Below are 21,584 nucleotides of genomic sequence, written 5' to 3'. Positions count from 1 at the left end.
CTGGTCCTTCAGCTCACTGCTTTGTCACGGGCGCGAGGAAGTTCGTGTCCATGGACGGACCGAGCTTGTAGTTCTTAACCGAACCGCGCAGGCCGGCCGCTTCGATCTGCTGGAAGATCATGACGAAGGGGCTGGTCTCCAGTGCCTCCTGCTGCAGCTTCTGGTACATTTCGGCGCGCTTGCCGTTGTCACGCTCCAGAAGGGCCGCCTTGGATTGCGCCGTCAGTTCCGGAATGTCCCAGGCATTGCGCCAGGCGAGCGTCTTGACCGATGCGTCATCGCTGTTATCGGGATTCGACGTGAAGGCCTCGCCGTTCGAGTTCGGATCCCAGTAATCCATGCCCCACTGGCCGATATAGAGATCGTGGTTGCGAGCGCGGTATTTGGTCAGCGTCTGCTTACCATCACCGGGAATGATCTCGATCTTCACGCCGGCCTGGCCGGCTGACTGCTGGAAGGATTCGGCAATGCCTGTCACCGGCTGCGTGTTGCGTACGTCGAAGGTCACGGAGAAGCCGTCCTTCAGGCCGGCCTTTTCCAGGAGCTCCTTGGCCTTCGCCACATCGAACTTGTAGGGGCTCGCCTCCAGCGCGCCGAGCACGCCCTTGGCCTGATAGGTCTGGCGGATTTCGCCGATGCCCTTGAGCAGCGTCGAGCCGATCGCGTCGTAGTCGACGAGATACTTGAAGGCCTCGCGTACCTCGGGCTTGGCGAGGTTCGCGTTCTTCTGGTTGAGGCTGATGTAATAGACCGTGCCCTTCGGCGAGCTGGTCGTCGCAAGATCGGCGTTCTTGGAGACCGCGTCGAGATCGCCCGGCTCCAGGTTGCGCGCGACATCGACGTCACCGGCTTCCAGCATCAGACGTTGCGTGGCGCTTTCCTTGACGTGGCGGTAGATGACGCGGGCGAGCGCGGGCTTTTCGCCGTAATAATTGTCGTTGCGCTCAAGCACGAGGATTTCATTGGCGCGCCAGTCGCGGATCTTGAACGGGCCGGAGCCCGCATAGTTGGTCTTCAGCCAGCCATAGCCAAAATCGGTGTCGTACTTGTATTCGTCGCTCGGCGTCTTGGCCTCGGCATGCTCCATCACCAACTTCTTGTCGAGCACGGCGCCGACGGTGGCGGTGAGGCAGTTCAGCACGAAGCTCGGCGCATAGGCCTTGTCGACGGTGAAGACGAAGGTGTTCTCGTCGGCGGCCTTGGCCTTTTCCGTGACGTTGTCGCCCGTCAGGCCGAACTGGGTGAGAATGAAGGCGGGGCTCTTGTCGAGCTTGACGACGCGCTCGAAGGACCAGGCGACATCCTCGGCGGTGACCGGGTTGCCGGAGGCGAACTTGATGCCCGGCTTCAGCTTGAACGTATAGGTCAGGCCGTCGTCGGACACGGTCCAGCTGTCGGCAATACCGCCCTTTACCTTGGTCGTGTCGTTGATGTCGAGGCGCACCAGCATGTCATAGGCATTGCCGATGAATTCGGCCGGCGACAGCTCGAAGGATTCTGCCGGATCGAGCGTGATCGTATCGTCGATCGCCCAGGCCTGAACGAGCGTATCGGCCGGCGTTTCGGCGAAGGCCGGCGCCATGCCGCCCGAGACGAGCAGCAGCGAGAAGGCAGCACCTGCGAGCAGCGGACGCATTCGGCTCGAAATCGTTTCCCTGTTCATTTCCGTTCCCCGTTGTTTGACGATAACCTCGGCATCCGATGACCGGATGTCATTTTCGTAAGTCAATCATACAATTGGCGGAAAAGACAACCCCTCTTTCTGGCCGTCCCCATCCATGGAAAACAGCCGCCCGAGAACCATGGATTTCGAGGCAAAACGTCTTTACTCCTTCCATGGACCGGAGCGCAGCCCGCGACGGGCATGGAATGAGGGGAAACGCATGATTGTCGGAATAACGATCCTGCTGGTCTTTCAATTGATCGGCGAAGTAGCAGCCTATTTTCTCGGCGGCTTCGTGCCCGGCCCGGTCATCGGCATGGCGATGATCGCCGTGGTGCTGACGCTGACCGGCGGCGTGAAGACGCTTCAGCCGGCGCATCAGCAGACCCTGGAGACGTCGCGGTCCATCCTCGCCAATCTCGGCATTCTCTTCGTACCCGCCGGCGTCGGCATCATCCAGCATCTCGATCTCATCCGCGACCGGGGTTTTGCGCTGCTCGCCATCGTGCTTTTGTCGACGGTGATCACGCTGACGGTGACCGTCTGGGTGTTCATTCTGGTGAAGCGTCTCACCGGAGGTTATGCCGATGAATAGTGCGCTCTGGGTCTATCTCGCCACCTCTCCCCTGCTCTGGCTGACCGGAACGCTGGCCGTCTGGCTTGCCGCCACCGGTATTGCGGGCCTGCGCCCCGGCAATCCCTTGCTCAACCCGATCATGCTGACGATCGCCGTCATTGCCGTGGTGCTTTGCCTCGCCGGCATCGACTACAAAACCTATTTCGCGGGCGCACAGTTCATCCATTTCCTACTCGGGCCGGCGACCGTCGCGCTCGGCATCCCGCTTTACGAAAAGCTATCGCTGGTGAAGAGCAACCTCGTGCCGATGCTCGCCGCCCTCATTGCCGGCAGCCTCACCGCCGTCGGCGCGACGGTCTTCTTCGCCCATCTCTTCGGCTTCTCCTCGTCCGTCGTCGCGTCGCTTGCGCCGAAATCCACCACAGCGGCCGTCGCCATGGCGATTTCCTCCGGCCTCAATGGCGATCCTGCGCTGACCGCCGCGGTCGTCGTGCTCACCGGCATCTGCGGCGCCATCATCGTCACGCCGATGATGAACGCCATGCGCATCAAGGACTACAGCGCCCGCGGCTTTGCCGTCGGCCTTGCCTCGCACGGCATCGGCACCGCGCGCGCCTATTCCGTGGATCCGGTCGCGGGTCTGTTCTCCGGCATTGCCATGGGCCTCAACGCCGTCCTGACCTCGCTGATCGTCCATCTCTTCCTCTAGCCGCGGCGCTGGCGGCGCCCATGGACGTCTCCAACGAAGAGCCCGCTTGATCTTCGACCGCTTTGCTGACAGGAGCCGGGAGGTGCGGACGATCGGGTCGGCACTATCAGGAGGCCGATGATGCAGTCCACTCCCCAGAACCGTGCCCATCCGCTCGGCTTCCTCATAGCCTTCGGCACCGGCGGCCTGCTGGCGCTGATGGTGCAATTCAACGGTGCGCTCGCCCATTACGGCAATTCGCTGTTCTCCTCCTGGACCGCCCATGCGACAGGAACGGTCGCGGCACTGCTTTTCCTCTTCGTTTTGCCCCGCAGGCGCCCATCTTCGCAACCAAGGCCGCCCGCGCCGTTCTGGGCCTATCTCGGCGGCCTCTCAGGCGCGGCAACCGTCGTGCTCTCCTCCATGGCGGTCAATTCGCCCGCCGGCCTGCCCGGCACGCTGGCGCTGGGGCTCGCAGGACAATTGCTCTTTGGTCTCGTCGCCGATGGCTGGGGCCTGTTCGGCCTGCCGAAGCGGCCCATCACCTTCCGGGATTTCGCAGCCCTCGCCCTCGTTCTCGCCGGCAGCCTGCTGATCCTCCTGGCCGGGAGGGGCGCAGCATGAGCCCGTTCATCGTGATTGCCGGTGCGGCCGGCCTGCTCGTCGGCCTCAGCCGCCAGCTCAATGGCCGGCTCAGCCTCTCGACCTCGCCGTTGACCGCCTCCTTCTGGAACCATTTCGTCGGCTTCATCGCGCTGACGCTGCTCGGGCTCGCTCTCGGCGGCCTCTGGCCTGCCGGTGCCACGGAGGCGCCCTGGTACGCCTATCTTGGCGGCCCGATCGGCGTCGTCTTCGTGGCGCTCAGCAGCTGGCTCGTCGCTCGTATCGGTGCCGTCAATACGGCACTTCTCATCATCGGCGGGCAGATGGTGTGCGGCCTTGCGATCGATCTGCTGCAATCCGGTCGGCTCTCGCTCTGGCTCTCAAGCCTCGGCGTCGTGCTCATCATGGCCGGCATGGTGGTCGCTCAACGCCGGCCGCGCGAATAAATCCCCAGACGCGATCCCGTCATCGATATTCGCGACACCCCGACACCGCGTCTCGAAATGGGGCGCGGCGGTATCCGCGCATTGCCTGCGGTCCGCCGATCGCTGGCATTCGATTCAAATTTTCCGACCGGCCTTGAGGATTTACCCACCGCGACAAGCCCCGCAATCATGAGTCGCTTGGTTCGATCGGCGAGCCGGCTAGGGTCCACGCGGCGCCATGACGGCACCGATTCGAGGAAATGAACATGCCCCAGCCACGCTTCCGCTCGCCCCTGCCCGAACTGCCGCCCGCCGAACGCCTGGCCCGCGCCATCCGCAATATCGACACGCGCTTGGAGCAGGCGCGCGGCAACGGTCAGCCCATTCCGTTTTGTGCCTATCGCGCCCGCCGCATCCTGCAGGACGCGCTCCACCGCTGTCGGGAAACGGGGACTGCAGGCCAGACGGCTGAACATCGCCTCTGCCGGAGTTCGCATGCTCCGGAAGACCCTAAAGATTTCAGGGGTTGCCGTGATGCCCCATTGCCGCCAGATTTGCCCGCTCGCGAATGCAATCGCGACACGCATGCCTATGAGGGGAAGAGTATGACGTATGATTGGACCGGCGAATCCACCCGAAAGCGCAACCGTCTGAAACTGGTTTCCGCCCTGCTTCTGAGCCTCATGATCGTCGTAGGCCTGCCACTCGCCATCACGCCCTTCCTCTGAGATTTCCGCAGGCCGTAGCCATCCGCCGTACCCCCACGAGTATGCGGCGGCGACTGCACTCGCATTCGCGTGCTACTGCGCGTGCCCCGATGATGTGCAGCTATTCGATTTCAAAAGAAGGCATTTACACGAATTCAAACCCTCTATAATTGTTCAATTGTATTTTCACAACTATAAGTTTGGATGACGTGGATGAGCATTCTCGGCGCCCTCCCGGAAGGTCTCGTTTGCCGGCCCATCGACGGAGCGGATTTCGATGGTGTGATGAGCTGTCTGGAGCGGGGGTTTCCCGAGCGCCCGAGACAGCATTGGCAGGAGGCTCTTGCGCGCATGGGACGGCGGCCGGTTGTGGATGACCTGCCGCAATACGGCTATGTTCTGGACAATGCCGGGCAGATCGTCGGCGTCATGCTGACCCTGTTCTTTCGCCATGGCGCGGATGAAGGCATACGCTGCAATCTCTCCAGCTGGGCCGTCGACGAAGCGTTTCGGGCCTATGCCGGCAAGCTGATCATGACGGCGATGCGTCGCCGCGATGTGACCTATCTCAGCATCACCCCGGCGCCGGTAACCTTGAAGGTGACGGAGGCGCTGCGTTTCAAGCGTTTCGCCGAGGGGCAGCACGCATTCATGCCCTTGCTGCGCTTTTCAGGAGGCGGCCGAACGGTCGCCGCGCGGCCGGATACGCCGGAGCTCGATGCGTTGACGCAAAACGAGCGCCATATCCTGCTCGAACACGCCGCGCTTGGCTGCGACGCATTCGTCTGCGTCAGGAACGGCGTCACCTATCCCTTCGTTTTCAAGGCGCGGCGGGTGCTGCGCGGGCTCGTGCCGTGCAGTCAGGTCATCTACTGCCGCTCGCACGCCGATCTCAGCCTCTGTGCCGGTGCACTGGGCCGACACCTTCTGCGCAAGGGGAAGATCTTCGGCATCGTCGACGCCTGCGGGCCGGTGCAGGGATTGTTCGGCCGTTATTTCGCCGGCGTCGGGCCGAAATATGCCAAGGGGCCGAACCCACCCTGGCCCGGCGATCTCGCCTTTACGGAATTCGTCGTCTTCGGCTCGTGATGGCGCACACCCTGGCCATAGACATCATCGTGCCACGGGAAGAACCGCGCCGCTGGCAGCATGTGCTGATCGAGCGGCTGGTCGCGGAAGGGCATGACGTCGCCGTGCTGCACGACGGGACGGCAAAGCCCTGGCCGGCTGCGGTGCACATGCTTCTTTCACTGGAACGAACCCTGTTGCGCAAACCGGGAAAGGCACTCTCCGCTCGCCTTGACGCCATCGCGCAAATGCCCCGGCAACGCCCGCCCGCCCTGCGCCTCGATCTGACCGGCGATGCGGTCTCCGTTGATGTACCGACGCTGACGCTTCGTTTCGATGGCGCCGTCTTCGACCTCGCCGCCGCCGTCAGCATCGCCATGGGACGACTACCCGTCCTGGAAGCTATCCTCGATGGAAAAACCATGGTCGGACAGGCCTTACCCATGATCGACCGGCGCGAAACACCAGCACTCGGCCTCGACGACGTGCTCGCGCGAGCGGTGACGCTGCTCGTATCAATGGTGCGTGCCTTCGCCGAAGGGCGCCTCTTCTCTCTCGGCACACCCGTACCAGCGCACGCGGCGGCGGGTTTCACACGCGCCTATGTCCTGCGGTCCCTGCCGCGCCTTGGCCGGGAGGCATGGCGCCGCCTGCGCTTCCGGCATACCCATTGGCGGATCGGCTACCGGTTTCGCGACGGGGAAGGCGTCGCTGAAACCGAACAGCTTGGCACGGGCTGGCAGATACTGCCGGACGACGGCGATCGCTTCTATGCCGATCCCTTCCCCTTCCATTGGCATGGCCGTGCCTACCTCTTCGTCGAGGACTATGTCCATGCCATCGGCAAAGCCGTCATTTCCGTCGTGCCCTTCGACGGCACGGGAAAGCCACAGGCTCCACGAGTCGTTCTGGAAGAGCCGCACCACCTTTCCTATCCGCAGGTCTTCGCACGGGACGGCGCAGTCTGGATGCTGCCGGAGGCGAGCGCGAGCGGGCGGCTCGTCCTCTACCGCGCCGTGGACTTTCCGGATCGGTGGGCGGCAGAAGCCGTGCTGCTGGAAGGCGATATCTCCGACGCGACCCTGCTCGAACATGGCGGGAAACTCTGGCTGTTCGCCACGCATCGCGACGGCCACGGCAGCACGTCCGATACGCTCGTGGTGTTTTCCGCCCCTGTTCTCACCGGCCCCTGGAAGCCGCACGCGTTGAACCCTATCCTCATCGACCGGCGGCGGGCGCGACCGGGTGGCGCCTTCGTTCGGGACGGATCGGCACGCCTGTTCCTACCGGTGCAGGACGGAACGCTCGGCTATGGCGGCGGGCTTGGTCTTGCGGAACTGCTGGCGCTCGACGACACCATGGTCCGTTTTTCCGAACCGCGCACCATCCGGACGGATGGCGACTGGCCCTATCCGCGCATTCACACGCTCAACCGCTCCGGACCGCTCGAGGTGATCGACGGCATTGCCGTGGTGCGCAAACGGCCGGGCAGCAGCAGAGCCTCATAAGCCGCGCACATCCCGTCGGGCGCATATTGCTGACTGAGCCGGCGGCCGGCGGCGGAGAGACTGGCAGCCAGTTTCGGATCCGAGAAAAGAGCGGCCAGCCCAGCGGCGAGACCGTCCGCATCCGCCGGCACGAAAAGTGCGGCCGGCGCCCCTTCGGCTGTCGTCAGTACCTCCTTCAGCACATCCAGATCGGCCGCAACGACCGGCAGGCCGGCAACCGCGGCCTCGACGGCGGCAAGGCCAAACGTTTCCGTCATCGACGCGAAAGCATAGACGTCCCCCGCGGCGAGAAATTCGAAAATCCGGGCCGGCGGCACCTCGCCCACGAGATGCAGGCGACTGCGCACATGAAGGGTCTCGGCAAGGGCCACAAGGTTTGTTTCCTCCGGTCCCGCCCCCGCGATGGCGAGGTGCACGTCAGGGATCAGCGCCAGCGCGCGAACGAGGGCCGCCTGGTTCTTGGAGGGTGCGAGGCGGCCGGAGGACAGCACAATCGTGGACCTGTGCGGCAGGCCGAAGACTTTACGCGCAGCCGTGGGGTCGAAAGCCCGGGCGGGGGCGGCAACGCCGTGATCGATGCGATGCAGGCGTTTGCGATAGGCCGCCGGAAAGGCGTCGAACTGCGCCCGCGTCCACGCGGAATTGACGATATTGCGATGATAGAGGCCCATCATCCCCATCAGCCGATCGATCCGCGTCAGCAGCCCGCGCATGCCGTGCGCCTGCGGCGCGCCGCTCTGGTTGGCGACAATGGTGGTAACGCCGCAAAGCCGGGCGGCGAGCGTACCGGCAATGTTGCCGTAATGCTGGAACGAGAGGACCGCATCCGGCCGCGCCTTGCGTATATAGCCGACAAGACCAAGCACCGCGCGCATCTGGCCGGCCGGCCCCAGCGGCGGCCCGGCCAGTATGAAATCGGCGTAGGGATCGCCGTCGTAGACATCGGTCTTGCGGTAGAGGAAGACCGTTCGCACGTCGTGCCCACGCGCCCTCAGCCCCTCGCCCAGCATATCGGAAATGCGTTGCGCTCCGCCGGCTTCCGCCTGCGTCTGAACCTGGATGATCTTCATGAGCGGCCTTTCAGGAGAAGGCGGACAGCGGTTGCGTCCTGCCCGGTGAAGAAACCAAGGACGGACGGATCGATACCGATCTGCCGACGGGTGATCGTCGCGCCGAGCACACACCAGACCGCCATCGTGCCGGCCATGCCGAGTGCCGCGCCGACCGGACCGAGCGAAAGGGTCAGGCCGGCCGTGACGGCGAGGCCGAGCGTGTTGACGACGACCAGCGTGCGAAACAGCTCCCGCTGCAGGCCCGTCAGTTGCATGGTGAGCTCCGTCGGCCCGCAGGCCGTGCCGATGACGGCGCCGAGGCCGAGAAGGAGCAGCGCAGCGTGCAGCGTGCCGGTCGCATAGGCAGGGTCGAAGATGGCGAGGATGGGCCGGCCGAACAGCACGAACACGACAAGCAGGGCAAGCGCCAGCGCAAAGCCGCCGATCGCCGCAAGGCCGGTCAGGCGCTGCACATGCTCCCGCTCACCCCGGTGAAAGGCACCTGATATCTGTGGCGCAACCGCCTGGTTGATGCCGTTCAACGCCAGCACCGCAAGGCGCATGACGCGGTCGGCGACAAAAATCCCGCCCGCCGCCTCCGGCCCGAGGATCGCCGCCACCAGGAGCGTGCTTGCCTGCCCCAGCGCCGGCGGCAGCGCCGTGACACCCCAGAGACCGAGCGTCACCGTCTTGAATTCCGCCCTCTGTGCCGGCGTCAGCGGTCCGCGTGGCGTTTGATACGTGTCGCGCAGGAGAACGACCGTCTGCGGCAGGACACAGAGAAGGAGCAGGCCCGCCAGCAGCGTCGTCGCGGTGACCGCGCTCAGGCCAAGCGCAAAAAAGCCGGAGAGGGCGAAGGCCAGGATGGCCACCACGCGCCAGACGATGTCACGCGGCAACAGGCCGCCAAAAAGGTCGCTCCTGGCGCGCAGGGCGCAGGCGGTGAATTCGGACCAGCCGAGCGCAAGCGTCAATCCCGCGGTTGCCAGAATGAGCGACCGCCATTCCGGCACGCCGCCGACGGGCAGAAGGGCAGCCACCGCGACGAGCAGCGTGGACAGGGCAAGGCCGATCAGGGTCAGGCGGATCGCCCGGACCATCAGGCCGTTGGCCGATGCGATATCCCCGATGCCGGCATATTGCGGCCAGAAGCGCAGGACGGCGGCGTGCTGGCCGACGATCGAGAAAAAGGAAACGAGGCTCGCCCCCGCATAGGCCGTGCTGAACAGGCCGAATTGCCGCTGATCCGTCACCATGGCCGCGGCCATGAAGAGCAGGAACGTGAGGCCGGCGCTCGCAAGCTTGATGATGCCGGCGGCGGCACCGTGCCGGACGAGCGTGCGGATCGGAAGACGTTCGCCTTTGGACACGAAATACCCTATAAATGGAATTCTCTGCCACGATACGCTCAATGCGCGCATTTCCGAGATAGACTCAATCCCGCCGCCGCGCCACTGAAAACGCGCGCAATGGTTACTTTCGAAATCTTTAACCATACCTGTGGTAGCAATTCCTTTGACAACCTGACCGTTCGGGCAGGTGTAAAAGGCAGAGACGGCAGCATGGCAGCGCTGGATTCGACCGGGAATATGTTTCCGCCCCTGTTCGACGTGGGAGCCGTGGGCGCGCGGATGTGGCGTCACCGCGTGAGGATTCTTGCGCTGACCGCTGGTGCGCTGGCCCTCGCGCTTGTCTACCTCGCCGTGACCAAGCCGACCTATACGGCCACCGCCTCCCTGCTGATCGACCCCCGCGATGCGCGTTCCACCAATTTCGAAACCGTGCTGCCCGGCATCGGCGCCGACAGCGCGGCCGTGGCGAGCCAGGTCTTCGTCATCCAGTCGCGCGACCTTCTGATGGCCGTCTTCGAGAGCGAGCGGATCGCCGAGGATCCGGAGTTTGCCGGTCGCGGCCTGTTCTCCTTTCTGGGCGGCACGGACAAGCCGGAGAAGGATGCGGTCTTCCGGCGCTTCGAACGGCGTGTCACGGTGGAGCGGGCGGGGCTGACCTATGTCATCGACGTCAGCTTCAAGTCTTCCTCCGCGCAGAAGGCGGCCCGCATCGCCAATGCCATCGTCGAGCGCTACAGGGCTGGCCTTTCGGGCGAGCGCGAAAGCGCCAATGCGGATGTCAACACCAGGCTCGCCGAGCGAACGGCCGCCCTGCAGCAGAACGTCACGGAGGCGGACCGTGCGGTGGGTGCCTTCCGCGTCGCGCATGAAATCCTCGATCCTGCTGCCGGCGGCACGCTGAAGGACCAGATCGACCAGCTCACCACACAGCTGCTCGACGCCCGCACGGGCGCCAATCAGGCGACCGGGCGCTACGAACAGGCCGTTGCGGCAGGCGCATCTCCCGAGGCGCTCGAGAAACTGTCGGACATCGTCTCCTCCGCAGCAATCGACCGCCTGCGCGCCGACTACAACCAGCGCGCGGCCGAACTTGCCAATGCCGAAGCCATCTATCAGGCACGCCACCCGACGATCCGCCGCCTGCGCTCGGAGCTTTCCCGCACGCAGACGCTGATGGGGAAGGAAGCAGAACGCATCTCCCGCGAGTTGAAGGCCAAGCGCGACCTCGCCGACGAGGCGGTTGCGACGATCGAGGCAAAGCTTGCGACCTTGCGCAGCCAGACGCAGGCGGCCGATGCCGCGCAGGTGGAATTGCGGCGGCTGGAGGCGAAGGCCGAAGCTGCCCGCAGCGTGCTCGACGATGTGCTCAAACGGGCGGAGGAAACCGCACAGATGCGGGGTCTTCAGCGCTCGGAAGCGCGGGTGATCGGCATTGCCGCGCCACCCGTGCAGCCGACGTGGCCGACGCCGATGCTGCTCCTGCCCGTCAGCGCCGCCCTCGGCCTGCTCGCCGGCTGCGGCCTTGCCGTGGCGGGCGGGCCCGCTGACAGGCGCGCAACGACCGGCCCCTCCGCGTTGCAGCCTGACGCTTCCCCGACCCGTGAACACACTGATCAAGAGAGCGGAAAGAAACGGCAAGAGGCGCTTTCCTTGCCCTTGGCAGCGAACGAGGATGATGCCTCTCCCGCGGCCTACCTCGAAGATCTGGGCCGTTATGACCTACCGGGCATCCCCGGCATGGCGGTGCCCGCCCGCATCCGCGCCCTGCGGCGACGTTTTCTCCGGCAGGGCGGCGAGGCCTTTTCGAGAAGTCTGCTGGCGCTCGTCCGGCGCATTGCCGCGCGTCTGACAGACGATGCTGCGCCGCACATGCTGCTGGTCTCCTCCTTGCACGATCCGGCCGAGGCGCGGCTGGCAAGCGCGATGATCGGCATCGGCCTTCAGCAGGCAGGCCAGAACGTGCTCGTCGTGGAATTCGCCAGCCACCGACTTCAGGAGGGCGGCAGGAACGGCGGCGTTTTCATCAACGGCGCCAGCGGCCTGCCGACGATCGTATGCCCTCTCGGCGGCAACCAGCCTTTCGCACTCGATGAAACGCTCGCCGCGGATTTCGACTTCGTGCTGTTGCTCGCTCCATCGCTCGCCAACCGGGATTGGAATGCGGCCTTCTTCGCCACGGCCGATCTGATGCTCTTCGCCCTTCCCCCTGCCGAAACACTTGAAAAGGCGCAGAATCAGCTTCGCCGGCACCTCGGTGCACAGGATATCGGACGCAGCGCCACGCTGGTCATCGCCACCGGCGAGACAGCCGGCATGACTTTCGCTCTGCCCGGAGCGGCCCAATGACACTGGTACGCGGCGGCATCGGGCGCGGTGTCCTGACACGCCGCGGCCTGTTGTCTCTGGCAGGGGCCGGTGCGCTTGCCGTGGCCGACCCACACCTCCCCCACGCCAAAGCCGCAGTACCCTCGCGCGGCATCAACATAGCCGGCTGGTTCGACAGGAAGGACGGCATCGCCCCCACGGTTGCGGTGCTGGAAAAGCTTCGCCACTGCGGCTTCGAAACCGTGCGCCTTCCCATCGACGGCGATGTCGTCCTTGCCGGTGCACCCACCCTGCGGGCCATTCGGGAGGGTATCGAGACGCTTCTTGCCACCGGCTTTGCCGTCCTGGCGGACCTGCATCCCGCCGACCCGCTTTACACCGCGCTCCGCACCGATCCCCTCGCTGGCGGAGAGCAGGTGGTGCAAGCCTGGATGGTGCTCCGCGCCGTCATCGCCGATCTGCCCGCAAACCGGGTCTATCCGGAACTTCTTAACGAGCCGCCGATGGCGCCCGCCGACTGGCTTCCTCTCCGCAACCGGCTGGCCGCCATCCTGCACGCCGCCTGTCCGGAGCACACGATCGTCTGGGGGCCGGCACCGGACCAGGGTATCTGGCAGCTCACCGACACGCCGCCGCTCGACGACGCCAGACAGATCGCTGCGGTGCATTTCTATGCGCCGACCGCCTTCACCCATCAGGGCCAGACCTGGGGCACCTCGCCTCTCGCCCGCATGCATCGCCTGCCCTTCCCCGCGACACGCGACATGCTTGCCATCAGGGAGAGCATCGCGGCCCTGCGTGCCAAAGGCGACGCGGAAGCAGCCCAGCTGCTCGAAACACAGCTGGCAACGGACTGGACGGAAGCGGCCATCCGCGCGCAATTCCGCCAAGCCGCCTCTTGGTCTGCCGCCACCGGCTGTCCGGTCATGCTCAACGAATTCGGCGTGCTCGATTTTTGCGTCGATGCCGCCAGCCGTCAGGCCTGGACACGCGCGGTGCGGCGCGCGGCGGAGGCGCACGGCATCGGCTGGGCCTGGTGGGAGCTCGACCAGGGTTTTGGCCTGATCGCGGACCGCATGCGCATCGAAGGGTTTGACGAGGCGATGCTCGCAGCGCTTTTCGAGGATGGGACGTAAATGACAGCCCGTTCTCCCTCGTTCGAAAGCCGCCCCTCGACCTCCTTCCAGCGCGCTGGAGACAGCGCAACGCAAAGCGAAGCCGTGCTCGCGGCCGGTCAGGCGGCGGCAAGCATCGGCCAGCACTCCGCCGCCTTCCACCTTTTCATCGCCTTTTCGACCATCATCGCGGCGGTCGCGGCCTTTGCCGTCTGGACGCCCTTCGGCTTTGTCGCGACCGTCCTCATCACCGCCGTGCTTGCCGTCAGCCTGCCGGCCGGCATGCCCACCGTGATCGCCTGCGCCTTCCTGTTCCAGAACCTCGTCGTCGCGTGGTTCACGCCGTTCGTGCCCGACGACGCCACGTTCGATGCCCTGCGCGGCGCCAATTTCGTCATCCTGATGACGATCTTCGGCCTGTTCCTGCCCGCAGCATTTCAGGCACGTGTGCGCGCCCTGCCCGCGCTCCGGCCCTGGCTCCATCTCATCTTCGCGCTCTGCGCCGTCATCACGCTCTATCTGGCGCTCGGCGCGGTGCGCGGCGGACCGAAGGATGCGGTCATCTATTTCCGCAACACGATCACGCCGCTCGCCTGCTTCCACATCGCGCTTCTCGCCGCGAGCCTCTACCGGGTCGACATGCGTCTGCCCGTCGCCTGCCTCTGTGCCATCGCGGTCGGCTACGGTTATCTGGAGCAGATCTTCCGCATGGATTTCCTGGCGCTTTTCCACGGCGATCTCTATGTCCAGCGCGGCCTGAAAGAGCAGATCGAAGCGGGCGTCTGGGAAAAAGCACTGCGCGAAACCGGCTTCGTGCTGCGCGGGCTGGAAGACACGATGACCGCCACCTTCTTCAACACCGCCTTCTTCGGCGATGCGCTGCCGCGCATCTTCCGCAATGGCGGGCCGAATTTTCATCCGATCAGCTATGCCTATGTGCTGAGCCTGTCTTCCGCCTGGCTGCTGTTTCGCGGCCGCTGGCTTCTGCCGCTCGCCGCCTTCCCGCTGCTGCTGGTCATCGGCTCCAAGGGCGCGGCCTTCCTGCTCGCCGTCGCGCTCGCCGCCCGCATGACCTACCGTCCCACGCGACCCCGGCGGACGTTGATCGCCGTCGTGTTTCTCGCGGCCGTCTGGACGGCGGCGGCGACGGCCTACGGTGCGCGGCACGGCGACTACCACGTGCTCGGCCTCATTGCCGGCGTGCGCGACTTTCTCGGTAATCCCCTCGGCCAGGGGCTCGGCATCGGCGGCAACCTCTCCAGCGCCAGCGCCAATCTCGACTGGGACCGTGCACAGGGCGAAGGGGCCGCGGCAGTGCCGGTCGAAAGCGCCGTCGCCGTGATGCTCTACCAGATGGGCATCGGCAGCTTCGTGTTCTTCGGCTTCCTCGCCGCCCTTGCCGTCAGCGCCGGCCGGCGGCTTATCGAGACCGGCCGACCGGATTTCCTGTTCGCCTTCGTGGCGATCGTCACGATCTCGGCCAATGCCGTGCTGCAGGAGGAAGCGTTCTTCTCCCCGCTGGCGCTTGGCCTTGCCCTGCTCCTCACCGGCGTTTCCTTCGGCACGCATATCCGCGCGGCTGCGAGCCGTTGACGGCTCAGCGCGAGTAGCGCAGGAGCAGGTAGAGCGCACGCGGATTGGTGCTCAGATAGCGCCAGAGCAGCCGGCGCGGCTCCATCGATGCCCGCCAGAGCCATTCGAACCCCGTGCGCTGCATCCAGAGCGGCGCACGCGGCGTCTTGCCCGCCAGATGATCGAACAGCCCGCCCGCGGTTTTGATCACACCGACGCGGTCGAGGCGGCTCAGGAAATCGCGCACGAACAGCTGCTCGCGCGGCACGCCGAGACCCAACCACAGGATATCCGGCGCCAGCCGGTTGATCTCGTCGACCTTCTGCTCCAGCGCCCTGCCCGTCAGATACCCGTGGCAGCGCCCGATGACGAGAAGCGCCGGGTAGCGCCGCTGCACGGCGACGGCGGCGCGGCTGTTCTCCGCCTCGCTTGCCCCGAAGAAATAGAAGCTCACCCTCTCCCGCTCGGCGATCTTCGCCACGTCATGGAAAAGATCCGTCGTCGCGACCCGTTCGGGCAGTTTTCGCTGGCAGAGCCAGCGCGAGGCGAAGACCAGTGGCTGGCCGTCTGCAAGGATCTGGTCGGCGTCATGGAAGAGGCGGGCAATAGCCTCGTCGGCATGAGCCCTGGCAATGACCTCGCCATTGGCCGAGGTGGAATAAAAGGGCTTTCGACCCCGCCGGTGCGCCGCCGCGATCAACAGCGCTGCCGCCGCCTGCCGGTCGATGACGGCAATCGGCAATCCTCCCAATGTGGCTCGCGCAACCGTCATCCCCGATGCGTCGTCAGGCCGGGGATCACCTGGCCGAACTATTGCCATCCCTTCCGGATCCCATGCCGGGGAGAGAGAAGGAGGGCTCAATTTTATTCTATCTATACGTGTATTTTGCGACGGAGCTCCGCCTTTGACATCCTTGTCGATGTTGCCCATATCAACCACCTCCGATTGAAGTGATTTAAATCATGCCACCATAAGAGTTAAGCACATCCTGAATCATTAGTTAATTGGTAAAAATAGATTAAACTTATATAAATCCGGCAGTTGCACTCCTCTCGACAAAAGAGGCGCACGGAACTCAGGCAATCCATTGTTTCGCATACGGGATTCTGGGAATGAGAACGCTACACGCGGGAACACAACCTAATCGATCAGCGCACATCGAAAAGCGCCACAATCACGGAGAGAAGTTTCCGCTCCAAAACGGTACTTTATGAAAGTTGCAAAAGCGAGCATCATGACGACCGAAGGAATTTCACGCAGCACCCTCATAAAGTGCATCAATCAAAACGCACGATGGGCCGAGAACATGTCCCGATGCGAGGCGCAAAATCAGTTCAGCCCCAAGTCGAGACCAAGCGCCTCGGCGATGACGATGATCTGGTCGAGTGTGATAATCGCGCCTTGAGATCGACATCGCGGATTGATCCGTCCCTGCAGACGGTACCCGTGAGATCCGCCTCGCGCAGGCGGATGTCCTTGGAGACGGCACGGCTGATCCCCGCGCCGGGCAGGCCGGTGAAGGACCAGTCACCGCCGGAAGATGAAGAGGCTATGCTTAGACGCGCGCAGCGTGCAGATAGGTCTCGGCGATGTCGGCGACGACGGACAGCGCCAATGCGTTTGCATCCCGCGCCTTGTCGAAAATACCGATCGGCGCCTTGATGCGGGCGAGATCGTCCTCGCCGTGGCCGCGTTGGCGAAGTGCATCGCAACGCTTGGCATGGGTGCGGCGGCTACCGAGCGCACCGATATAGAAGGCAGGCGAGGCAAGTGCGGCGTCGAAAAGCGGCAGTTCGCGGTCGATGTCGTGGAACAGCAGTGCGACGGCCGTGTCGGCATCAAGCTGGTCGGGCGATGGCGTCTGGCCGCGCTCGATCGTCACGACCTCGTAGCCGGAAGCTGTCGCGATACGCGCCACCGCCCCCGCCTCCATCGGCGTGCCGGCCAGAACCAAACGCGGCTTCGGACGGTAGGCGCGCACGAACGTATCGCCTTCCCAGCCGCTGTCGCCCTCGCTCGGCGCGAAGGACAGGGCCTGGGTGCCGGGGTGGTAGCGCAGGCGCGCGGGATTGCGGCGCCGGAGCGCCGTCAGCGCGCGGCGCAGCACCGCACCGTTACGCAAGACATGGATGGCGAGCGTGATGCCGCCGCCGCAGGGCAGCACGATATCAAAGAAGGGCGAGCCTTCGCCGAGGCGGAGATTGCGGTCCATGCCCTTGCGAAGGGCGATCACCGCGTCGGCGGCGACGGCCGCCTCGGTGCAGCCGCCGGAGACGAAGCCGCAATAGAGACCGTCGTCCCGCACCGCCATCTGCGCGCCGATGGCGCGGGCGGCGCCACCGCGGATTTCGACCAATGTGACGAGCGCAGCAGCGTGGCCGCCGTCAAGTGATTTAGCGGCGAAGGCGAGGATGTCGATCGCATCGTCGGAGAGGAAGGCGGCGCGGGGTTCGGGTGCGATCCATTCCAGGTTCTCGGCGATGCGGGCGGCCATATCATTCCCCTCCTTGCGTTCCCTGCCAGCGATGCACGATGCCGGCTTCGAGATCGAACAGGTCAAGCACGCGGCCGACCGTATGGTCGACCATCTCTTCGAGGCTCTTCGGCCTGGCGTAGAAGGCCGGCACCGGCGGATAGATGATGCCGCCCATTTCCGTCACCTGCGCCATGTTCCTGATATGGCCGAGATGCAGCGGCGTTTCGCGCAGCATCAGGACGAGCCGGCGGCGTTCCTTCAGCACCACGTCGGCGGCGCGCGACAAGAGGTTGTCCGTCGTGCCGGTGGCGATTTCCGCCATGGTCTTCACCGAGCAGGGTGCCACGATCATGCCGAGCGTCTTGTAGGAGCCGGAGGAGCAGACCGCGCCGATATCCTTGTTGGAATGGGTGGTCGTCGCCAGCGCCTCCAGATCCTGCTTCGTGAAATCCGCCTCGGCCGCGAGCGTGATGCAGGCGGCGCGCGACATGATCAGGTGCGTCTCGATGTCGAGGTCGCGCAGCACTTCGAGGATTCGCTTGCCGTAGATAACCCCGGACGCCCCCGAGATGCCGACGATCATGCGTCTTGGCCGCGTCGTCATGACCTAGCCCACCGATTTGAGGAGTGCGGCGGCGCGGGCCGAAGCCTCGTCGCTGATGCGGGCACGTACGCCATGGAAGTTCGGACCACGCGTGGCGTCGAGGCCCATGCGGGACGTGGTGCCGATGCCGCTTGCCGACGGGTCGAGCGCGTTGCCCGGCAGGCCCTCGATGATGACGACATCCTTGTGCGGCTGGAAATGGGTGGCGAGCGCCCAGAGGACTTCCGAGTCCTTGGTGATGTCGACGTCCGCATCCACCACCACGACATTTTTCAGGTACTGGTCCCAGCCGAGCAAGCCGAGCATCACCTGCCGCGCCTCGCCCTCGCGGGTCTGGTTCATCGCGATATAGGCGTGGAAATGAGTGCCCGACGACGGGTAGTGAACGGCGGTGATCGAGGGGAAGCGGGCCTTCAGCTTCTCCACGACCTCGGCTTCGCGCGGCACGCGGCCGAGGTTGAGGTGTTCGGCCGAATTGCCGCCCGCGACGGAGACGAGCATGGCGTCACGCCGGCGCATAATGGTCTCAACAGTAAAGAGGTTGTTGGTCGAGCGGTCGGAGGAGTAGCCGGTGAACTCGCCGAACGGCCCCTCCTCGACATGCGCCTCGGGATCGATCACGCCTTCCAGCACGATCTCGGCATGGGCGGGAACGCGGATGCCGTATTTCGGCGTGCGCACGACCTGCAAGGGTTCGCCCATCAGCCCGCCGGCGACATCGCGCTCGTCCTCGCCGAAGGCAAGGCGGGCGGAAGCGGCGATCATGAACAGCGGATGCCCGCCGATCACCATGGCGACCGGCATCGGCTTGCCCTTCTCCTTCGACATGTTCATCAGCCGCCAGAGATGGCCGCGCGAATGCAGCGACGTCGCCAGCGAATTCTTCGAATGGATCATCGCGCGGTGATAGCTGAGGTTACCCGCACCGGTCTCCGGGTGCTCGCCGATGATGATGCCCGACGTGATGTATTTCGCGCGGTCGGTGTCGAAGTGCTTCAGCATCGGCAGCGTGTTGAGATCGACGTCGTCGCCCGAGATGATCTCTTCGGTGATCGGGCCGCTTTCCAGAACTTCCGGCGCGAACGGCCGATTGGAGCGGGCCTGATAGGCCTCGTGCAGCCTGTCGGCGGTCGAGCCGAGCAGGCGGGCGATACGGTCGCGCGAGGCGAAGATGTTGCAGACGACCTCAGCGCCGATGCCGCTGACATTCTTCAGGTACAGCATCGGGTGCTGGCCCTTGTCCGCAAGCGTCCAGATCAGCGCCGTGGCGTCCTGGTCGTCCGAGACCGGCCGGTCGATGGTGATGACGTCCTCGGGATGTTCGGCCTGGTAATCGGCCAGGAAACGGCGGACGTCTTGCTTGTGGTACTGGCTCATCTCTCGGCCTCGGTGTTCGGGGTTGGCGGCGCTTGCGGCCGCCCGATAGGTAAAAGCCCCCTCATCCGCCTGCCGGCACCTTCTCCCCGCGGGGGAGAAGGGGGAAACCGTGAGGTTTGCGATCCTGTCTTCTCCTCCCCGGAAAGGAGAGGAAAACCGAGGGCGCCGCATCTCCCTTCTCCCCCACGGGGAGAAGGTGGCCGAAGGCCGGATGAGGGGGTCTTTCGCCCGCCGCCTTTCGACAGCGGGCGTCGTTCATCAGGCCGGCTGCAGCAGGTGCTTGCCGGTGGCGCGGTCGACGCCGGCATAGCTGTCCGTCAGGCGCGCCTGGGCGTCCTTCAGGTCGCGCGGCGGCGGTGACGGATCGATGCCGACGAGCTTGGCGATGTTGTTGCCGAGATAGCCTTCCAGATCATCCTCAGAGAGGTTGATGCCGTGCGGCGGGTCCTTGCATAGCACCTCCAGCTCGCGCAGCCACATGCCCGGATCGTTCGGCGGGCTGTCCGTGCCGAAGACGATCTTGTTCTTCGGCAGCTGCTGGGCGAACTCCACGATGCGCGACTGGAAGCACCAGCCGGATTCGCAGTAGACGTTCGGCGTATCCATCGCCATCCAGAACGACTCGAACGAGTAGTTGCCGCCCGTCTGGATGCCGAAGTGACCGATGATGAAGTTGACCATCGGGAACTCGCGGATGATCGGGTAGAACATCGTCGGGATCGTGTACGGGCCGTCGCCGGTGTGGATGAGGACGACGACGCCGAGTTCGGCGCACTTCTTCATCGCCGGACGCAGCCATTCCAGCGCGCGGTCGGGACGGTAGCCGTGCATGTTGGCATGCAGCTTCAGCATCTTGAAGCCGTATTCCTTCACGTGGAATTCCAGCTCCGCCGCGCCGTTTTCAGGCCCCCAGCGCGGGTTGTAGTTGAAGTTGCCGATGAAGCGGTCCGGATACTTCTCGCACAGCTCGGCGATATAGGCCATGTAGTCGCGAATGCCTTCGCGGCCCTTGCGGTTGCCGTCACGGTAGCCGGTGTTTCCCGGCGGCGGCTGGATGAAGCCCATGTCGATCCGGCGCGGCTTGCCGTTGATCATGTAGGGGCCGTCCATCAGCTTGAGCATGCGCTCGCCCGTGAAGGGCGTTCCCGTATGGCGCCACGCCTCGTCGACGAGGTTGGTCGGGTGAAGATGGGTATCGATGATCATTGTTCACTCCGTTCGTTTACGCGGCGATCTGGACGCCGTGCTGGCGCAGATACGCCTCGGCTTCCTCGACGGTTGCCGGCGGCTTGGTCGGCTCGAGGCCGATCATGCGGGCGAGGTTGTTGCCCAGGTAGTCTTCCAGATCGTCCTCGGAGAGGTTCAGGCCCTGCGGCGGCTCGTGGCACAGGACTTCCAGAAGGTTGATCCACATGCCCGGCTCGTTCGGCGGCGTATCGGAGCCAAAGAGGATCTTGTGCTTGGGCAGGACCTTGGCGAATTCGACGATACGCGACTGGAGGCACCAGCCGGATTCGACGTAGACGCTCGGCGTGTCCAAGGCCATCTGCATCGGCTCGAACACATAGACGCCGCCCGTCTGGACGCCGAAGTGGGCGAGGATGAAGTTGATCTCCGGGAACTCGCGGATGATCGGGTAGAACTCGGTCGGGATCGAGTACGGACCGTCGCCGGTATGCACCTTCACCATCAGGCCGAGCTCGGCGCATTTCTTCATGGCCGGGCGCAGCCAGTCGAGCGCGCGGTCCGGGCGGTAGGCGTGCATGTTCGCCTGCAGCTGGACCATCTTGAAATCGAATTCCTTGGAGTAGCGTTCGATTTCGTCGACGCCGTTCTGCACGCCGTAACGCGGATTGTAGACGAAGCAGCCGAGGAAACGGTCGGGATGCTCGGTCACCATCTTTTCCGTGTAGCCCATGTACTGGCGGATGGCGGCCTTGCCTTCCAGGTCCATGATCTCATGGGTGTAGATGGTGTTGCCCTGCGGCGGCTGGATGAAGGCCTTGTCCACACGGCGCGGCTTGCCGTTCACATAATACGGGCCGTCCATCATCTTCAAAAGCTTGTCGCCGGTGAAGGGCGGTCCATCGTGGCGCCAAGCCAGGTCCACCAGGTCGGTGGGGTAGCAGCTTAGGTCGATTATCATTCCTGTTCTCCTGTCGTAGAGGGTCCGGTCGATGCGGGGCCGCGCGATGAACGCCATGCCGGGACAAGCCGGGCGTGGATCCGCGAACTCAGGAAACGCCGATGACGGAGAAGAACGGCCGGGGCCCCAAACGGGGCGCAAACGGCGGGTGTCCCTTTCGTAGTCAGCATCGACATCGCAGCCTCATCTTCCAACAGACGGTGAGCAATTTTCGGTGCTTCTACTCAAGGCTAAAAAGACCATGACGACGGCTTTATGTCAATAAAAATATCAATCTAAGTCATTATTTTTAAAAGATATTTCTAGAAAAACGCCAGCGACCGCC

The 21,584-nt window shown here is 64.5% G+C and carries 19 protein-coding genes; 10 read left to right on the top strand and 9 right to left on the bottom strand.

The features are described from left to right. Positions 1-13: 13 nt before the first annotated feature. Entirely contained in the window at positions 14-1,663 is a 1,650-nt protein-coding gene (locus ACOZKU_RS25390; protein ID WP_421581237.1) for an ABC transporter substrate-binding protein, read from the bottom strand. Between the two features lie 220 nt (positions 1,664-1,883). Between ACOZKU_RS25390 and ACOZKU_RS25385 the strand changes: the two genes are divergently transcribed. The 7 genes from ACOZKU_RS25385 to ACOZKU_RS25355 all read left to right on the top strand — a co-directional run bounded on the left by ACOZKU_RS25385 (position 1,884) and on the right by ACOZKU_RS25355 (position 7,239). Next, positions 1,884-2,258, top strand: a complete 375-nt coding sequence (locus ACOZKU_RS25385; RefSeq protein WP_314091372.1) for a CidA/LrgA family protein — start codon at positions 1,884-1,886, stop codon at positions 2,256-2,258. After that, a complete protein-coding gene (locus tag ACOZKU_RS25380) occupies positions 2,251-2,949 on the top strand; it encodes an LrgB family protein (RefSeq protein WP_421581236.1) in 699 nt (232 codons plus the stop codon). Before ACOZKU_RS25385 ends, ACOZKU_RS25380 begins: the two co-directional genes overlap by 8 nt. A 120-nt stretch (positions 2,950-3,069) precedes the next feature. Next, positions 3,070-3,552, top strand: a complete 483-nt coding sequence (locus tag ACOZKU_RS25375; RefSeq protein WP_421581235.1) for a DMT family transporter — start codon at positions 3,070-3,072, stop codon at positions 3,550-3,552. Continuing rightward, positions 3,549-3,977, top strand: coding sequence for a DMT family transporter (locus ACOZKU_RS25370; RefSeq protein ID WP_314091363.1), 429 nt, complete (start codon positions 3,549-3,551; stop codon positions 3,975-3,977). Before ACOZKU_RS25375 ends, ACOZKU_RS25370 begins: the two co-directional genes overlap by 4 nt. A gap of 245 nt (positions 3,978-4,222) precedes the next feature. Beyond that, positions 4,223-4,684: a hypothetical protein gene (locus tag ACOZKU_RS25365; protein ID WP_421581234.1), complete on the top strand. Its 462-nt coding sequence runs from the start codon at positions 4,223-4,225 to the stop codon at positions 4,682-4,684. Positions 4,685-4,876: 192 nt separating this feature from the next. Next, positions 4,877-5,752 carry a hypothetical protein gene (locus ACOZKU_RS25360; protein WP_421581233.1) on the top strand — a complete coding sequence of 292 codons (876 nt, stop codon included), beginning with the start codon at positions 4,877-4,879 and terminating at the stop codon, positions 5,750-5,752. Next, the gene (locus ACOZKU_RS25355) at positions 5,752-7,239 is read left to right on the top strand and encodes a glucosamine inositolphosphorylceramide transferase family protein (RefSeq protein WP_421581232.1); all 1,488 of its coding nucleotides are present in this window, start codon (positions 5,752-5,754) and stop codon (positions 7,237-7,239) included. Before ACOZKU_RS25360 ends, ACOZKU_RS25355 begins: the two co-directional genes overlap by 1 nt. On the opposite strand, the gene ACOZKU_RS25350 is transcribed toward ACOZKU_RS25355, so the two are convergent. After that, positions 7,152-8,309 (bottom strand): glycosyltransferase family 4 protein, encoded by a 1,158-nt coding sequence (locus ACOZKU_RS25350; RefSeq protein ID WP_421581231.1) that lies wholly within the window; start codon positions 8,307-8,309, stop codon positions 7,152-7,154. The two genes, ACOZKU_RS25355 and ACOZKU_RS25350, sit on opposite strands and share 88 nt — an antisense overlap. Further along, the gene (locus ACOZKU_RS25345) at positions 8,306-9,661 is read right to left on the bottom strand and encodes a lipopolysaccharide biosynthesis protein (protein WP_421581230.1); all 1,356 of its coding nucleotides are present in this window, start codon (positions 9,659-9,661) and stop codon (positions 8,306-8,308) included. Before ACOZKU_RS25345 ends, ACOZKU_RS25350 begins: the two co-directional genes overlap by 4 nt. Before the next feature lie 99 nt (positions 9,662-9,760). Here ACOZKU_RS25345 and ACOZKU_RS25340 point away from each other — a divergent pair, with 99 nt between their 5' ends. Genes ACOZKU_RS25340 through ACOZKU_RS25330 form a run of 3 tightly spaced genes read left to right on the top strand, consistent with a single transcriptional unit; the run spans position 9,761 to position 14,676 of the window. After that, positions 9,761-11,989 carry a GumC family protein gene (locus ACOZKU_RS25340; RefSeq protein ID WP_421581229.1) on the top strand — a complete coding sequence of 743 codons (2,229 nt, stop codon included), beginning with the start codon at positions 9,761-9,763 and terminating at the stop codon, positions 11,987-11,989. Continuing rightward, entirely contained in the window at positions 11,986-13,104 is a 1,119-nt protein-coding gene (locus ACOZKU_RS25335; protein ID WP_421581228.1) for a glycoside hydrolase family 5 protein, read from the top strand. Before ACOZKU_RS25340 ends, ACOZKU_RS25335 begins: the two co-directional genes overlap by 4 nt. Further along, on the top strand, positions 13,105-14,676 hold the full coding sequence (locus ACOZKU_RS25330; RefSeq protein ID WP_421581227.1) for a hypothetical protein: 1,572 nt from the start codon (positions 13,105-13,107) through the stop codon (positions 14,674-14,676). Positions 14,677-14,680: 4 nt separating this feature from the next. Here ACOZKU_RS25330 and ACOZKU_RS25325 read toward each other — a convergent pair whose 3' ends face one another. The 6 genes from ACOZKU_RS25325 to ACOZKU_RS25300 all read right to left on the bottom strand — a co-directional run bounded on the left by ACOZKU_RS25325 (position 14,681) and on the right by ACOZKU_RS25300 (position 21,259). Further along, positions 14,681-15,427, bottom strand: a complete 747-nt coding sequence (locus ACOZKU_RS25325) for a WecB/TagA/CpsF family glycosyltransferase (RefSeq protein ID WP_421581226.1) — start codon at positions 15,425-15,427, stop codon at positions 14,681-14,683. Between the two features lie 784 nt (positions 15,428-16,211). Beyond that, on the bottom strand, positions 16,212-17,150 hold the full coding sequence (locus ACOZKU_RS25320) for an XdhC family protein (RefSeq protein WP_421581225.1): 939 nt from the start codon (positions 17,148-17,150) through the stop codon (positions 16,212-16,214). 1 nt (position 17,151) lies between these two features. Continuing rightward, positions 17,152-17,736: a UbiX family flavin prenyltransferase gene (locus tag ACOZKU_RS25315; RefSeq protein ID WP_314091337.1), complete on the bottom strand. Its 585-nt coding sequence runs from the start codon at positions 17,734-17,736 to the stop codon at positions 17,152-17,154. Positions 17,737-17,739: 3 nt separating this feature from the next. Next, positions 17,740-19,113, bottom strand: coding sequence for a UbiD family decarboxylase (locus tag ACOZKU_RS25310; RefSeq protein ID WP_314091334.1), 1,374 nt, complete (start codon positions 19,111-19,113; stop codon positions 17,740-17,742). Positions 19,114-19,371: 258 nt separating this feature from the next. Beyond that, entirely contained in the window at positions 19,372-20,319 is a 948-nt protein-coding gene (locus ACOZKU_RS25305) for an amidohydrolase family protein (protein WP_160786443.1), read from the bottom strand. Positions 20,320-20,335: 16 nt separating this feature from the next. After that, on the bottom strand, positions 20,336-21,259 hold the full coding sequence (locus ACOZKU_RS25300) for an amidohydrolase family protein (RefSeq protein ID WP_421581224.1): 924 nt from the start codon (positions 21,257-21,259) through the stop codon (positions 20,336-20,338). Positions 21,260-21,584: the final 325 nt, after the last annotated feature.

It is taken from the genome of Shinella sp. M31, from assembly GCF_049199205.1.
In the GTDB taxonomy this organism is placed as follows: domain Bacteria; phylum Pseudomonadota; class Alphaproteobacteria; order Rhizobiales; family Rhizobiaceae; genus Shinella.
This window is presented reverse-complemented; position numbering and strand designations above follow the sequence as displayed.